The organism is Vibrio furnissii CIP 102972 (assembly GCF_000176175.1).
Lineage (GTDB): Bacteria > Pseudomonadota > Gammaproteobacteria > Enterobacterales > Vibrionaceae > Vibrio > Vibrio furnissii.
In genome coordinates, this window is record NZ_ACZP01000012.1 from 65493 (window position 1) to 79870 (window position 14378).

Here is a 14378-nt window from a genome sequence, read left to right on the forward strand (position 1 = left end):
GTGCAGAAAAGCACTGCCGGTGTCGAGGACTAAAGGGGCACGAATAAAAATGCCCGATGGCAAATTCGCCACCGGGCAACATCCAGAACAAAAGGATCCTATCCCGCTCTCCATGGGACAGAGTCTGCGTCTGTTCGATCAGCGAAGCCGATCAGTTCTGGAAACCTTTTACCTAAAGGTATGAGGTGCTTAACCTTGGTATTTTTTGATCACGAGCGTTGCGTTCGTGCCACCAAAACCAAAGCTATTCGACATCACTGTCGTTAATTCTTGTTCACGCGTCTCTGTCACAATGTCCAGACCTTGCGCCGCTTCATCCAAATTTTCAACGTTGATACTTGGCGCAATGAAGCCGTGATGCAGCATCAGCGTTGAGTAAATCGCTTCGTGTACACCTGCAGCACCCAGCGCGTGACCTGTCATCGCTTTGGTTGCCGAAATCGCAGGGCTGTTGCCACCGAAGATTTGTTGAATCGCGCCCAGCTCTTTCACATCACCTACTGGTGTTGATGTGCCGTGCGTGTTCACGTAATCCACTGCGTCTACGTTTTGCATCGCCATCTTCATGCAGCGCACTGCGCCTTCACCCGATGGTGCAACCATGTCGTAACCGTCTGAGGTTGCGCCGTAGCCCACGATCTCACCGTAGATTTTCGCACCACGCGCCAATGCGTGTTCTAACTCTTCCACCACGACCATACCGCCGCCGCCAGAGATCACGAAACCGTCGCGGTCTGCATCGTACGTACGAGACGCTTTTTGTGGTGTGTCGTTGTATTTGGTTGACAGCGCACCCATCGCATCAAACATCATGGTCAGTGACCAATCGAGTTCTTCACCGCCGCCGGCGAATACGATGTCTTGCTTGCCAAGCTGAATCAATTCCATGGCGTTACCGATACAGTGTGCAGATGTCGCACAAGCTGAGCTGATCGAGTAGTTCACACCACGGATTTTAAATGGAGTCGCCAAACAAGCAGAAACCGTTGAAGACATCGTGCGCGGCACCATGTAAGGACCAACACGTTTCACGCCTTTCTCACGCAACGTATCAACTGCCGTGACCTGGTTCATTGAAGACGCACCGCCTGAACCCGCGATGATACCAGTACGATCGTTTGACACTTGCTCCGGAGACAGACCAGAATCCGCAATTGCTTGTTCCAGAGATAGGTATGCATACGCCGCCGCATCACCCATAAAACGCATTTGTTTACGGTCGATGTGCTCAGCAGGGTTAATTTTCAGATCACCCCAAACTTGCGAGCGAAGACCGTTCTCTTTGAATTGCTCAGAAGCATTGATGCCTGACTTACCTGCTTTAAGAGACGCTAAAACTTCTTCGACGTTGTTACCGATACTTGAAACAATACCCATACCGGTGATTACGACTCGTTTCATGTGACATTCCTATAATTCAAAATTCCGCTAAATAATAACGAAGAAGGACAACAAAAGTGGTCAGCTTTCCCATAAATCCGTACAATCTCAGCCCATATTTCCGCCAGATTTCATAGAATCCATTCATAATGACTTCCATTACTCACGCGCAGCTCGGCTGGAACCATGTCGGCACACCGGTTTCAGACCAATTTGACGATGTCTATTTCTCGAACGTCAATGGCTTGGAAGAAACCCGCTACGTGTTTCTGACTCAAAATCATCTCCCACAAAGATGGCATGAATATGACCAACGTCGTTTTGTGGTGGCTGAAACGGGCTTTGGGACCGGCCTCAACTTCCTCGCCCTATGGCAATGGTTTGACAAGTTTAGACACCAAAACCCGCAAGCGACACTAAAATCGTTGCATTTCATCAGTTTTGAGAAATATCCGCTCAATAAAGACGATTTAATCAAAGCGCACGAGTCCTGGCCTGAACTGGCCGACTACGCCAAACAACTGCACGAACACTACCCGATTGCGGTGCCGGAATGCCATCGCATCGTGTTGGCAGACGGCGCCGTGACGCTCGATCTGTGGTTTGGCGACATCAAAGATTGCATGCCAAACGTTCCGGTTCCCGCCCAAGGTTTAGTGGACGCTTGGTTCCTTGACGGCTTTGCGCCCAGCAAAAATCCGGAAATGTGGAATCAAAATCTGTTCAACGGCATGGCAAAACTGGCCAAACAAGATTGCACCTGCGCCACCTTCACTTCAGCCGGCTTTGTTCGCCGTGGCTTAATTGAAGCCGGGTTCGCGATGAAAAAAGTCAAAGGCTTTGGCACCAAACGGGAAATGATCGTGGGGTCCCTCACCGAGAAACATCCTGACAGTAACATTAAACCGTGGTACAAGCTCAACTCCCTAGAGAACGTTCATGATGTGGCCATCATTGGTGGTGGTATCGCCAGTGCAGCGCTGGCGAAATCGCTGAGCGAGCGCGGTGTGACCGTCACCTTGTATTGTGAAGATGATGCCCCCGCACAAGGTGCTTCCGGCAATCGTCAGGGCGCGGTTTACCCGCTGTTGAATGGTGAGCACGTGGGGGTATCCCGTGTGTTTGCGCCTGCATTTCTCTATGCTCGTCAATTTGCCGAACGCGCAGCAAAGCACATCGACTTCGATCATGATTGGTGTGGCGTCACCCAACTGATGTGGGATGACAAATCGGCCGTCAAACTCAATAAAATGATCGACGGTGAGTTTTCAACGCAATTGGTGACCCAACTCGATGCAGAGCAAACATCCGCCATGATGGGGCTGCCCGTCTCGGTGCCGAGCGTTCATTACCCGCTCGGAGGCTGGCTGTGTCCGGCGCAGCTCACCACCGGGTTGCTCACAAAACTCAGTGAGGAAGGCAAATTAACCGCGCATTTCAATCACCGCGTGACGGCCTTGAATTGGGATGCAGCCAACCAAGTGTGGCACCTCAACGTTGCAGAGCGCCAAGCCGAGCACCAATGTGTGATCGTCGCCAACGGCCATCAGTTTGATGCCTTTGAGCAGACTCAATCGCTGCCACTCGGCAAAGTCAAAGGTCAGGTCAGTCACATTCCGACCAATGACACGCTCCAACAACTGCGCACCGTGCTGTGCTATGACGGGTACATGACCCCCAATAACCCAGCCTCAGGCACCCATTGCATCGGCGCCAGCTATGATCGCACGCACCTCGATTGCGAATTCGACCCTGCCGCGCAAATCGAAAACGGTGCCCGCCTGACAAAATGTATTGCCGACCAACACTGGCCAACATTGGTCGATACCCGCGACAACGCCTCTCGCCAAGGCATTCGTTGTGTTAGCCGCGATCACTTGCCGTTTGTGGGAAGTATCGGCAACCTAGATGCGATTTTGCGTCAGTATCATGACCTCGTCCATCAAGATGAGCAGCATGCCGAACCAGTCGCGCACTACCCGCACTTGTATGGCTTGCTAGGATTGGGCTCGCGCGGCCTCAGCTCCGCGCCATTGCTGGCGGAAGTGTTGGCCTCCATCATTTGTGGCGATCCGCTGCCGCTGCCCGTCGATGTGATGGAGACACTGCACCCAAGCCGCATGTGGGTACGCCGCTTGCGCAAAGGCAAAGCGCTCAGCGAACAATAATCGCGCCCATCCGCCAAAATACAAATCAGTAGACACACAAGTCAGCAGACACAAAAAAGCCTCGCAATGCGAGGCTTTTTCTTGATGAAAACTGTGCAAATTATGCCAGTGTTGCCACCGCTTGTTGAATTTCAGTGGCGATGGCTTCGTTGGTCACTTGACCGCTTGCGAGATCAAAGTTGTCGTAGAAGCTCGGTACTGAAACCGACGCTTTGACATTGCCACCAAAGAATGGCGCTGAACCTTTTGCCGCCGCCAAGACCGATTGTGCGCCGCCAGGGCCCGGTGAGGTTGCAAGGTAAACGGCCGGTTTGTTTTTAAACATTTCACGATCGATACGTGAGGCCCAGTCAAACAAGTTTTTGTATGCCGCTGGGTAGTGGCCGTTGTGCTCAGCAAAAGAGATCACAAACGCATCAGCTTGCGCCAAATCGCGTAGGAAGCCTTGTGCACCTTCAGCTTGGCCAATCTCTTTTTCAAGATCTTCACTGAACATCGGAACGTTGTAGTTGTTGATGTCCAGAACCTGAACGTCAGCGCCATCGATGAGATTCGCTGCATAGGTTGCCAAAGCTTTGTTGATTGATGTTGAGCTAGTGCTAGCCCCAAATGCGATAACTTTCATGCTGATATCCTTAAGTGCTCATTTGATGAAACTAGATTAAACATTCAGCACGCCAGCCACAACCGTAAAAATTGTAAGGAGTTATTCGAATAAATTGAATGACCCAGACGCAACCTGCCACGTCGGTCAATTACACCAACGCCACCAGTTCACGCCACAGATCCGAGACAATCACGCGGTCGGCCGGATTGAGCTCTGAACGCGCCGCATCCAAGCTCTGTTCAATGCGATTTTTCAGCTCTTCCACATCCTGCACACCGTCGTCTTCGCACGCCGCCGCCGATAACGAGATATGACCACGCAGATACCCTCCCGCAAACAATTCATCAGGGGAAGCGGTTTCGATGCGGGTGTCGATCAGCTCAAGGAGTTTTTCTTCAAATTCAATAATCATATTTATCTCGTTACTTCACTAAAAATTGGTCTGCGGTTAAAGGTGCGATGTGGTAAAAAGCGCGCAGTGCCTCCGACAACATCTTCACTCGCTGCGGCAATCCATCGGCTAAAATACGCAGCACTTCTTGATGCACCGTGTGCATAAACGCCAGTCGATCAGGCTCAAAATCGCCGTTGAGGTTGTCACAACTGACGGTAAAAGGAAACCCTGCACTCCGTGACAAAATCCATTCGTATGCCTGCGGGCGCACTTCCACTTTCTCAAACGCCGCTTGAACCGCCTCCGTGCGGCCATCCGGTTCATACCAATAGCCAAAGTCTTCCAATAGACGGCGCTCTGGCCCCGCCACGCACCAATGGGCGATTTCATGCAACGCAGAGGCATAGAACCCGCGCGCGAAGATGATGCGGTGATAAGCCACGCTATCATCGGCAGGTAAATAGATCGGTTCATCGCCTCCAAGTTCCAACTGAGTGTTGAATGAGGCAAAGAACGTCTCATTAAAAATGGTGATCAAATCTGTGTAGTGATGAGTCATAACATTACGGCTAACGATCCTCGACGCGGTGCATTCTGGCGATTTTTTTGTTCCGGGTAAAGATTTGCAACAAAGTTCATTAGTTTTAGTAATCCGGCAAACGGTTTCTTTGCACAAAATCTCATTCGTCAACGACGCGCTTTCCCTCTACACTTGCGCCTTTTATGGCGCATACGATTCATAGGGTCTTTTTCGATGCTTTTGAGTGTTTTATATATTATCGGGATTACCGCAGAAGCCATGACAGGCGCATTGAGCGCAGGCCGACGCAAAATGGATTGGTTTGGTGTCATGCTGGTTGCCAGTGCAACCGCCATTGGCGGGGGCACGGTGCGCGATATTCTGTTGGGTCACTACCCGTTGGGTTGGGTGAAACATCCAGAATACTTGGCCATTACTTGCTTAGCAGGGGTTCTGACCACCGGCATTTACCAATGGGTAATCAAACTCAAAGGACTGTTTATTCGCTTGGATGCGCTGGGGCTGATTGTGTTTAGCATCATCGGGACCAAAGTTGCGATGGGCATGGGCCATCATGCGATGATCTGCATGGTTGCGGCGCTGGTCACAGGCGTATTTGGTGGCCTGCTGCGCGATTTGATCTGTCGTCAGCAACCTTTGGTGCTACACGATGAGCTTTACGCCTCGGTCACCTTGGTCGCCTCCGGTTTGTACTTGGGCATGCTAGAGCTGGGCATCAACGACGTCACCACCACCATCGTCACCTTGGTGGTCGGTTATACGCTGCGCATGGCGGCTGTCCGCTTTAAATGGCGCTTGCCGTCATTCCATCTGGAAACGGAAAACTCATTGCACTGATGCAGTGCAATGAGCATTGATACATAAAAAAACGCCCCTATCATTGGGGCGTTTTTGTTTGATGTTTGTGGTGCGATTAAATCATCGGCGTTTCCGTGTGCACGCCGTGGTTTTGACCACGGTGACGCAACAGATGATCCATCAACACAATCGCCAGCATTGCTTCAGCAATAGGCACTGCGCGAATGCCCACACATGGATCATGACGACCTTTGGTGATGAGCTGCGTTGCTTCACCCGTGCGCGTGATGGTGTCGCCCGGAACCGTGATACTTGATGTGGGTTTCAGGGCAATGTTTGCCACCACATCCTGACCGGTTGAAATGCCGCCAAGAATGCCGCCCGCATGGTTGCTTGCAAACCCTTCAGGCGTCAGCGGATCACGATGTTGGCTGCCTTTTTGCTTCACCACATCAAACCCGTCACCGATTTCTACGCCTTTCACCGCGTTGATGCTCATCAGCGCGTGAGCAATATCGGCATCCAAGCGATCAAACACTGGTTCACCAAGGCCCACTGGCAGATTGGTGGCTACAACCTGAATCTTGGCACCAATCGAATCGCCCTCTTTTTTCAGATCACGGATCAGTTGATCAAACGCATCCACTTTGTCGACATCCGGACAGAAGAACGCGTTGTTGTCGATTTCATTCCAGTCCACTTTGTCGATCGACACATCCCCCATCTGTGACAGGTAGGCGCGAATCTCAACGCCGAATTCCTGCTTGAGGTACTTCTTGGCAATGCCACCTGCCGCCACACGCATCGCGGTTTCACGTGCCGACGAACGGCCGCCGCCACGGTAATCTCGAATGCCGTATTTCTGATGGTAGGTGTAATCCGCATGACCCGGACGGAACTTGTCTTTAATGTCGGAATAATCTTTGGAGCGTTGATCGGTGTTTTCAATCAGCAGTCCAATCGAGGTGCCGGTGGTTTTGCCTTCAAACACCCCCGAAAGGATTTTCACTTCATCCGGTTCACGACGCTGTGTGGTATAGCGCGATGTGCCCGGACGGCGACGATCCAAATCCACCTGTAAATCTGCTTCACTGATCTCTAAGCCCGGAGGGCAACCGTCAACGATACATCCCAGTGCGATACCGTGACTTTCCCCGAATGTCGTCACTCGGAAATGTTGTCCGATACTGTTTCCTGCCATTACTTCCTCAAATTAGCTTTCCGCAAGCCTGAACGTTTGGCTCGCGGCACACATTACAATTCTTCGTGGATTCATAGTCGCTTGATTACGAAATGATGTAAAGCCCCAAAATCGAACAATTTTGCGAGGCACAAAAAAGCCGGCGCAATGGCCGGCTTAGGTCGTTAATATGGCTAATTTGAGCGGCTTAGTCGCGGTAAAGCGAGAAATCGCTCGCGCATTCCACCAGTTGTTCACGGGTCAGCAGGAACACGCCGTGACCGCCGTTTTCAAACTCCAACCAGGTAAACGGAATGTGCGGATATTGATCCATCAAGTGCACCATGGAGTTACCCACTTCACACACCAGAATGCCGTTGTCTGTCAGGTAGTTTGGTGCATTCGCCATAATGCGGCGCACCAGTTTCAGGCCGTCAGTTCCGGCAGCCAAGCCAAGTTCTGGTTCATGTTTGAACTCATCAGGCAGACTGTTCATGTCTTCCTGATCCACATACGGTGGATTGGTGACAATGATGTCGTACGGTGCTTGCGGCAAGTCACGGAACAGATCCGAGCGAATCGGGAACACTTGTTGCTCCAAACCGTGATCTTGAATGTTTTGCTCAGCCACTTGCAGCGCATCGGCTGAAATATCAATCGCATCCACTTCGGCATCTGGGAACGCATGCGCACACGCAATCGCGATACAGCCACTGCCAGTACACAAGTCCATAATACGAGTCGGTTCATTGATCAGCCACGGTTCAAACTGGGCTTGAATCAACTCACCAATCGGTGAACGTGGCACGAGCACGCGCTCATCGACGAAAAATTCTAAACCACAGAACCACGCTTTATTCGTCAGGTAAGCGACTGGGGTACGGTCTTTGATTCGTTTGATGACACGTTCAACCACGCGCAGACGTTCACTGCTGGTCAAACGCGAGTTCAACACGTGAGGAGGCACATCAATCGGCAAATACAGCGTTGGCAGAATCAACTGAACCGCTTCATCCCATGCGTTATCGGTGCCGTGACCGTAAAATAAATTCGCAGCATTAAAGCGGCTCACTGTCCAACGAATCATATCTTGAAGCGTATGCAGTTCAGAAACCGCTTCATCCACAAAAATCTTATCCAAAATTGCCTCCGAAAAGCGCTACAATACTGCTAATTCCGATTAACCACAGAATATTTATTCCCTAATGAGCAAAAAAGACACCGATTTCAACGACGATCATGATTTCGATGCTGATGATGATTTCGCTTTATTTCAGGATGCAGTAAAGGGCGTTAAAAAGTTTTCGCAGGATACCATAATCCAGCAGCCAAACAGAAACCCCAAACAAAAAGAAATCCGCCGTAGCGCACGCGAAGCGCGAGACAACGACTTCTATTTTTCCGATGAGTTTGTCCCCATGCTGAGCGAAGAAGGCCCGATGCGTTATGCCCGTAGCGATGTCTCAAAGTACGAAGTCAAACGCCTGCGACGCGGCGTCTACGTGCCAGATGTATTTCTTGATATGCATGGCATGACACAACAAGAAGCCAAACGCGAATTGGGTGCGATGGTCGCGTACTGCATTAAAGAAGGCGTCCATTGTGCTTGTGTGCAGCACGGGATTGGCAAACACATTCTGAAACAGAAAGTGCCCTTGTGGCTGGCGCAGCATCCCGAAGTGTTGGCGTTTCACCAAGCGCCACTCGAATTTGGTGGCAATGGCGCATTGTTGGTGCTGCTGTCGGTGCCGGAGAAATAACACAACGCCCCAATCTTTGGGGCGTTGTTGTTGATGGGGTCAGTAGCGCATGTCCGGCGGAATCGGCATGTTCTCGTCTTTCAATTGTGGGCGCTGGCCGCCCTTGCGTCGGTATTGTTTGAGCTGGAATACGTACGCCAACACCTGCGCGACCGCCACGAACAAGCCATCCGGAATTTCTTGCTCCAATTCAGTGGTGTGGTACAGCGCACGCGCCAAAGGCGGCGCGGGAATAATCATGATGTCATGCTCGCGGGCCACTTCCCGAATCTTCAAGGCCAAATGGTCGATCCCCTTGGCGACCACCACCGGCGCTCTATCGGTATTTTGCTTGTAACGCAGCGCCACCGAGAAGTGATCCGGGTTGGTGATGATGACATCGGCCTGCGGCACATCGGCCATCATCCGTCGCTGGGCGGCTTCCCGTTGCAGCATACGAATTCGACCCTTCACTTCCGGTTTACCTTCCGTGTCTTTGTATTCGTCTTTCACTTCCTGCTTGGTCATTTTCAGTTGGTTGGCGTGTTGCCAAATCTGAAACGGCACATCAATCGCCACCACCACCAGCAACGAACAGCTGATCAGCAACACGAAGTTGAGCAGAATATCCAACGCATGGAAAATGTTTTGCGGAAAAGTATCAAGGCTAAGCTGAAACAGATCCTGCTTTGACGCTTCAATCAAATAGAAGGCGACACCGGCCACCAGCAAGACTTTCAGAATGGATTTGAGCAACTCGACCCAACTTTGCAGGCCAAACATACGTTTCAAACCGCTCAGTGGATTCATTTTCGAGAATTTTGGCATCGCTGCTTCGGCTGAGAAGTTAATGCCCCCCACCCCAGCGGCGCCAATCAGTGCCGCGACAAACAGCGTGATGAGAATCAGCAGCAGCGGCAGGATCAAATTGACCATCGCACCCGAGACGATATCAAACAGCTTGTTGACGTCGAAAATCTCTTCGCGGCTCAGATTGAACAAGCGCCCCATGGCAGCATACAACCCGCGTGCGAGCGCATCACCGAACCACATCAGTGATAATGCGCCCACCACCAGCACGGAAACCGACGCCAACTCCTTCGAACGCGCAACCTGGCCCTTTTCTCGAGCCTGTTGCAACCTTCGGGGCGTGGCCTCTTCGGTCCTTTCTTGTCCGTCTGATTCTGCCAATTCAGCCTCCTAAACGGGTCAACACGCGAGACGAATCAGGCGACAGACTTGCTGCTCGCCCTCCGCCCAGAACAGTTCATAATGCGAGAAAAGTCCGCTGAGGATGTACCAACACAGCAGCAAACCGACCAACAGCGCAAACGCAAAACCGAGTGAGAAAATGTTCAACTGCGGGGCCGCCCGCGTCATGACACCAAACGACAAGTTCACAGTCAGCAGCGCAACAATGCCCGATAGCGACATACTCAGCGCCACTTTGAACATGGTGCCAAGCCATAGCGCCAACTCACGAAAATCAACCGCGGTTAACGAATGGGTACCAATCGGTAAGCTCTTAAAGCTGAGCACCACCAGGTGAATCATTTTTAAGTGCCCGTCGCTGACCAAAAAGAACAGCGTGGCCAGAAACATGAACAATTGACCGAGCAGCGGCGTGTTCTGGCCGTTGGCCGGATCCACCATCGATGCAAACCCCAAGCTCGATTGCATGCCGAGGATTTGCCCCAACATCACGAAAGTTTGAATCATAAACTGCGTCACCATGCCCATCGCCACCCCAATGATGATCTGATTCAGCGTGGTCAAAAAGCCATTAAACGACAACAACTCAAGGTCGGAAGGCACTGCAGGAATCGCCGGCATGACTGCAAACGTGATCGCAAGCCCAAGGTAGAGACGAATACGGGTGGAAACAAAACGCGCCCCGGTCACCGTCATCACCATCAACATCGCGGAGATACGGGCGTAGGGCCAAAAGTAGTTGGCAATAAACTCAAGGATGACGCTGGTTGGGTACTCCATAAGCCGCCCTAATACAGCACCTGAGGCAAGCGCTCAATCATGGCGAAGAAGAACTCCATCATCATCTGCGTCATCCAGTGGGCAAACAACATCAGCGCCAACAAGGTCACAATCAGACGCGGCAAAAAGCTCAGCGTCTGTTCGTTAATCGAGGTGGCGGCTTGGAACACCGCCACCACCAAACCAATCAGCAAGCTTGGCACAATGATCGCACACACCATGATCAGCACCATCCACAGCGCATCACGGAACATTTCGACAAAGACTTCAGGTGTCATGATCGTCCCCCGCTACATGGCAAAACTGCCGGCCAGCGTCGAGAGGATAAGGTTCCACCCATCCACCAACACAAACAGCATCAGTTTAAACGGCAATGAGACAATCATGGGCGACAGCATCATCATACCCATAGCCATCAGCACCGAGGCGACCACCAAGTCGATGATCAAGAATGGCAAAAACAGCATGAAACCAATCTGGAACGCGGTTTTCAGCTCCGACGTGATGAACGCCGGGATCAGCACCGCCATCGATACATCTTCCGGGTTTTGCACTTCTGCGCCCGCAATATTGACGAACGTTTCCAAATCTTTGACGCGCGTTTGCTTGAGCATGAAGGCTTTCATCGGCTCCTGAGCGCGATCAAACGCCTGGCGCGCCGAAATTTGCTCATTGAGATACGGCTGAATGGCCTGATCATTAATCTTGTTCAGCACCGGCGACATGATGAAAAAGGTCAAGAAGATAGCAATGCCGACGATAACTTGGTTAGATGGCGTCTGTTGCAAACCCATGGCTTGGCGCAGAATCGACATCACTACCACAATCCGGGTGAACGAGGTCATCAAAATCACCATCGCAGGCAAGAAGCCCAGCATGGTCATCAGCGCCAGAATTTGCAGGTTGACCGAATAGTCTTCGCTACCATCCGGGTTGGTGGTCATGGTGAACGCAGGAATGCCGCCGCTGCCACTCGCGCTGCCCAGCGCCATGGTGCGGGAATTGCCCTGCTCTCTTTCCATCGCAGACACCGTCACGCTGCTCGCTCCGGCGGCCGTGGCCGGAATCGGCGTCTCTAACTCCTGCTGCGCACTGGCGAGCGGCGCAAACAGCAGCGCGCTCAACCACATCACCATCGCCACACGGTGCGTGAGCACCGACAGCACATTACTCAGACGTTTTCTTATCATGCTTTTTCAGTAGCTGAGTCAATTGGTTCGAGAAAGGCGTTGACTCCAGCTCCTCCTGCTTGAGTGGCGTTTCCAATTTTGAAATCAGTTGAATCGACTGCGATGTTACGCCGATCAGAAATTGTGCGTCACCGGCCTGCACAATCATCACCCGCTCTTTGGTACCGACGGGCAACTGGCGAACCACGCTCAGCCCCTTTTGCTGGCCAAATGCAGGCACGCGCATGCGTTTCAACAGCCAAGCCATAAAAAGGATCAGCGCAATAACGAACAAAAGCGACCCGAACGTGGTCGCTAAATCCAGTGATGTGTTTTCGGCCGCCAACGCAGGCGCCGAAAACAATCCTAAGCTTATGAACTTTTTCATAAGCTATCTCAGTTTCTTAATGCGTTCAGTCTGGCTGATCACGTCGGTGAGACGAATACCAAATTTGTCGTTGACCACCACGACTTCGCCATGGGCAATCAAAGTGCCGTTCACCATCACATCCAGCGATTCACCCGCAATGCGATCCAGCTCAACCACGGATCCTTGGTTCAATTGCAGCAGGTTACGAATACTGATTTTTGAACGCCCAACTTCCATAGAAATGGTCACCGGAATGTCCATGATGGTGTCGAGCTTACGACGTTCATCATCGGAAATTGGCGAGGTGGTGTCTTTGAGTTCATCCAGAGGTGCCGCGAGCACTTCATCGACATCGATGTCTGGCGCGGAAGGATCTTCGCCCAGCGCCGCTGCCCACTCATCTGCCAGCTTTTGATCATCTGATTTTGACATCTTTGTTACCTATTGTTTTATTCTACCGTTTCTTCATCTTCATCCTCGTCGTTCTCCAGCTCAGCAATAATATCTTTGCCTAAGAACGCAAGGTCGGTTTTCACCACATCCGGGCGACGGATTTTTTCGGAGACCTGGACCGCCAGCTTCTCTCCCGAACGCCCCATTTTCACGCGATACGTCGGTAATTCTTCGACGAACATGGTCGCATGTTCGGGCATTTTAATGGGAATGATGTCGCCGACTTGCAGCTCCATCAGATCGCGAAGGGCCAAATCTTGTTCCAGTAGATTCACACGAAAATTCACCGGCACATCCATGATTTCTTCCCGCAGCGCAGAACTCCAGCGCACGTCGGTTTCCATCTTGTCCGATTGAACACCGGCATCAAGCAGCTCGCGAATCGGCTCCACCATGGAGTACGGCATCACGATGTGGAAATCGCCGCCTCCGCCATCGACTTCGATATGGAATGAACTGACGACGATCACTTCAGTCGGACTGACGATGTTCGCCATGCTGGGGTTCACTTCGGAATCGAGGTACTCAAATTCAACCCCCATCACTGGCGCCCAAGCGTCTTTGTAATCACCAAATACGATTTTGAGCAGCAGCTGAATAACGCGACGTTCAGTCGGCGTGAATTCACGCCCTTCAATCCGCGCGTGATAGCGTCCATCACCGCCAAAAAAGTTCTCCACTAAGATGAACACCAAGCGCGCTTCCATGGTCACCAAGGCCGTCCCTTTTAACGGACGAAAACGCACCATGTTCAAACTGGTCGGGACATACAGCGTGTTTTGGTATTCGCCAAATTTCATCATCTGCACGCCATTGATGGAGACTTCGGCGGTTTTGCGCAGCATGTTAAATAAGCTAATGCGCATGTGACGAGCAAAACGTTCGTTGATCAGCTCCAGCGTCGGCATTCGACCACGCACGATCCGATCTTGCGACGAGAAGTCAAACGAGACCGCACTGGCGTCCGAGGTGTCTAACTCTTCTTCGGCTTCATCGACGCTGTCTACCCCGTGGAGCAGCGCATCGATTTCGTCTTGGCTTAATAAATCAGTCACAAGTCACCTACTGCATTACAAAGTCAGTAAACAGAACGCGTTCAATCACCGGTTGACCAACCACTTTGGTCATCGCCGCTTTAATGTCATCGGTCGCTTTGTCACGCAATTCCACACGTCCAGTTGCGCTGCGCAATTGCTCCACAGTGGCAGATGCAAACGTTGCCAACAACGTACTTTCGACCAACGGCGAGTGGTAACGCGCCAAGCCTTCATTTTTGCTGCCGCGCACCATCAACTGCACTTTGATCTGCACCATGCGATCGCGCGTGTCGCCGCTGACATTAAACACGAACGGCTGAGCGATGTTGACGTAAGACACCGGGTCTACGGGAGCTGCCGCTTCTTGGGTTGTTTCCGCTTTCGCGTCAGCACCGCTGTCTGAGCCCATGAGGAAGAAAGCAGCACCGCCCCCGCCAAGCAGCAGCACAACGGCCGCCACAATGATGATCAGCAGTTTCTTTTTGCTCTTCGGGGCGTCTTGTGGGAGTTCTTCAACAGCCATAACCTACTCTATGTCGTTATTTTCTAT

At 51.8% G+C, this 14378-nt stretch carries 17 protein-coding genes; 3 read left to right on the forward strand and 14 right to left on the reverse strand.

Annotated elements, in window-relative coordinates; all coding sequences use genetic code 11:
• Positions 1-189: 189 nt before the first annotated feature.
• Positions 190-1401 carry a beta-ketoacyl-ACP synthase I gene (gene fabB / locus VFA_RS03000; protein WP_004724617.1) on the reverse strand — a complete coding sequence of 404 codons (1212 nt, stop codon included), beginning with the start codon at positions 1399-1401 and terminating at the stop codon, positions 190-192.
• A gap of 128 nt (positions 1402-1529) precedes the next feature.
• Here fabB and mnmC point away from each other — a divergent pair, with 128 nt between their 5' ends.
• Positions 1530-3548 carry a bifunctional tRNA (5-methylaminomethyl-2-thiouridine)(34)-methyltransferase MnmC2/FAD-dependent 5-carboxymethylaminomethyl-2-thiouridine(34) oxidoreductase MnmC1 gene (mnmC, locus tag VFA_RS03005; protein WP_004724620.1) on the forward strand — a complete coding sequence of 673 codons (2019 nt, stop codon included), beginning with the start codon at positions 1530-1532 and terminating at the stop codon, positions 3546-3548.
• Positions 3549-3648: 100 nt separating this feature from the next.
• Here the strand turns inward: mnmC and VFA_RS03010 are convergent, their stop codons facing one another.
• The 3 genes from VFA_RS03010 to VFA_RS03020 all read right to left on the reverse strand — a co-directional run bounded on the left by VFA_RS03010 (position 3649) and on the right by VFA_RS03020 (position 5108).
• Positions 3649-4173 carry an NADPH-dependent FMN reductase gene (locus VFA_RS03010; protein ID WP_004724621.1) on the reverse strand — a complete coding sequence of 175 codons (525 nt, stop codon included), beginning with the start codon at positions 4171-4173 and terminating at the stop codon, positions 3649-3651.
• A gap of 130 nt (positions 4174-4303) precedes the next feature.
• On the reverse strand, positions 4304-4567 hold the full coding sequence (locus tag VFA_RS03015) for a YfcL family protein (RefSeq protein ID WP_004724623.1): 264 nt from the start codon (positions 4565-4567) through the stop codon (positions 4304-4306).
• 10 nt (positions 4568-4577) lie between these two features.
• Complete coding sequence (locus VFA_RS03020; protein ID WP_004724625.1) at positions 4578-5108, reverse strand: elongation factor P hydroxylase; 531 nt, start codon at positions 5106-5108, stop codon at positions 4578-4580.
• A 195-nt stretch (positions 5109-5303) separates the two neighbouring features.
• Between VFA_RS03020 and VFA_RS03025 the strand changes: the two genes are divergently transcribed.
• Complete coding sequence (locus VFA_RS03025) at positions 5304-5927, forward strand: trimeric intracellular cation channel family protein (RefSeq protein ID WP_004724627.1); 624 nt, start codon at positions 5304-5306, stop codon at positions 5925-5927.
• A gap of 76 nt (positions 5928-6003) precedes the next feature.
• Here the strand turns inward: VFA_RS03025 and aroC are convergent, their stop codons facing one another.
• Both aroC and prmB read right to left on the reverse strand, forming a co-directional pair.
• Positions 6004-7089: a chorismate synthase gene (gene aroC / locus VFA_RS03030; protein WP_004724629.1), complete on the reverse strand. Its 1086-nt coding sequence runs from the start codon at positions 7087-7089 to the stop codon at positions 6004-6006.
• Between the two features lie 187 nt (positions 7090-7276).
• Positions 7277-8209 (reverse strand): 50S ribosomal protein L3 N(5)-glutamine methyltransferase, encoded by a 933-nt coding sequence (prmB, locus tag VFA_RS03035; protein ID WP_004724631.1) that lies wholly within the window; start codon positions 8207-8209, stop codon positions 7277-7279.
• 64 nt (positions 8210-8273) lie between these two features.
• On the opposite strand from prmB, the gene smrB reads away from it, so the two are divergent.
• On the forward strand, positions 8274-8828 hold the full coding sequence (smrB, locus tag VFA_RS03040) for an endonuclease SmrB (RefSeq protein WP_004724633.1): 555 nt from the start codon (positions 8274-8276) through the stop codon (positions 8826-8828).
• A 39-nt stretch (positions 8829-8867) separates the two neighbouring features.
• On the opposite strand, the gene flhB is transcribed toward smrB, so the two are convergent.
• From flhB to fliL, 8 genes are read right to left on the reverse strand one after another with little or no spacing between them, the layout of a single operon-like run.
• Positions 8868-9998 (reverse strand): flagellar biosynthesis protein FlhB, encoded by a 1131-nt coding sequence (gene flhB, locus VFA_RS03045; RefSeq protein ID WP_038150802.1) that lies wholly within the window; start codon positions 9996-9998, stop codon positions 8868-8870.
• Positions 9999-10016: 18 nt separating this feature from the next.
• Positions 10017-10799: a flagellar biosynthetic protein FliR gene (gene fliR, locus VFA_RS03050; protein ID WP_004724639.1), complete on the reverse strand. Its 783-nt coding sequence runs from the start codon at positions 10797-10799 to the stop codon at positions 10017-10019.
• 8 nt (positions 10800-10807) lie between these two features.
• The gene (gene fliQ, locus VFA_RS03055) at positions 10808-11077 is read right to left on the reverse strand and encodes a flagellar biosynthesis protein FliQ (protein ID WP_004724641.1); all 270 of its coding nucleotides are present in this window, start codon (positions 11075-11077) and stop codon (positions 10808-10810) included.
• A gap of 12 nt (positions 11078-11089) precedes the next feature.
• Positions 11090-11989, reverse strand: coding sequence for a flagellar type III secretion system pore protein FliP (gene fliP / locus VFA_RS03060; protein WP_004724643.1), 900 nt, complete (start codon positions 11987-11989; stop codon positions 11090-11092).
• Entirely contained in the window at positions 11967-12356 is a 390-nt protein-coding gene (gene fliO / locus VFA_RS03065) for a flagellar biosynthetic protein FliO (RefSeq protein WP_004724645.1), read from the reverse strand. The genes fliP and fliO overlap by 23 nt, the downstream gene beginning before the upstream one ends.
• A gap of 3 nt (positions 12357-12359) precedes the next feature.
• Positions 12360-12770: a flagellar motor switch protein FliN gene (fliN, locus tag VFA_RS03070; protein ID WP_004724647.1), complete on the reverse strand. Its 411-nt coding sequence runs from the start codon at positions 12768-12770 to the stop codon at positions 12360-12362.
• A 17-nt stretch (positions 12771-12787) separates the two neighbouring features.
• Positions 12788-13846: a flagellar motor switch protein FliM gene (gene fliM, locus VFA_RS03075; RefSeq protein WP_004724649.1), complete on the reverse strand. Its 1059-nt coding sequence runs from the start codon at positions 13844-13846 to the stop codon at positions 12788-12790.
• A gap of 7 nt (positions 13847-13853) precedes the next feature.
• Complete coding sequence (gene fliL, locus VFA_RS03080) at positions 13854-14351, reverse strand: flagellar basal body-associated protein FliL (protein WP_004724651.1); 498 nt, start codon at positions 14349-14351, stop codon at positions 13854-13856.
• Positions 14352-14378 lie beyond the last annotated feature (27 nt).

Coding starts and splice junctions, on each gene's coding strand:
- fabB (WP_004724617.1), bottom strand. CDS start 1,401: ATGAAACGAGTCGTAATCACCGGTATGGGTATTGTTTCAAGTATCGGT.
- mnmC (WP_004724620.1), top strand. CDS start 1,530: ATGACTTCCATTACTCACGCGCAGCTCGGCTGGAACCATGTCGGCACA.
- VFA_RS03010 (WP_004724621.1), bottom strand. CDS start 4,173: ATGAAAGTTATCGCATTTGGGGCTAGCACTAGCTCAACATCAATCAAC.
- VFA_RS03015 (WP_004724623.1), bottom strand. CDS start 4,567: ATGATTATTGAATTTGAAGAAAAACTCCTTGAGCTGATCGACACCCGC.
- VFA_RS03020 (WP_004724625.1), bottom strand. CDS start 5,108: ATGACTCATCACTACACAGATTTGATCACCATTTTTAATGAGACGTTC.
- VFA_RS03025 (WP_004724627.1), top strand. CDS start 5,304: ATGCTTTTGAGTGTTTTATATATTATCGGGATTACCGCAGAAGCCATG.
- aroC (WP_004724629.1), bottom strand. CDS start 7,089: ATGGCAGGAAACAGTATCGGACAACATTTCCGAGTGACGACATTCGGG.
- smrB (WP_004724633.1), top strand. CDS start 8,274: ATGAGCAAAAAAGACACCGATTTCAACGACGATCATGATTTCGATGCT.
- fliR (WP_004724639.1), bottom strand. CDS start 10,799: ATGGAGTACCCAACCAGCGTCATCCTTGAGTTTATTGCCAACTACTTT.
- fliQ (WP_004724641.1), bottom strand. CDS start 11,077: ATGACACCTGAAGTCTTTGTCGAAATGTTCCGTGATGCGCTGTGGATG.
- fliP (WP_004724643.1), bottom strand. CDS start 11,989: ATGATAAGAAAACGTCTGAGTAATGTGCTGTCGGTGCTCACGCACCGT.
- fliO (WP_004724645.1), bottom strand. CDS start 12,356: ATGAAAAAGTTCATAAGCTTAGGATTGTTTTCGGCGCCTGCGTTGGCG.
- fliN (WP_004724647.1), bottom strand. CDS start 12,770: ATGTCAAAATCAGATGATCAAAAGCTGGCAGATGAGTGGGCAGCGGCG.
- fliL (WP_004724651.1), bottom strand. CDS start 14,351: ATGGCTGTTGAAGAACTCCCACAAGACGCCCCGAAGAGCAAAAAGAAA.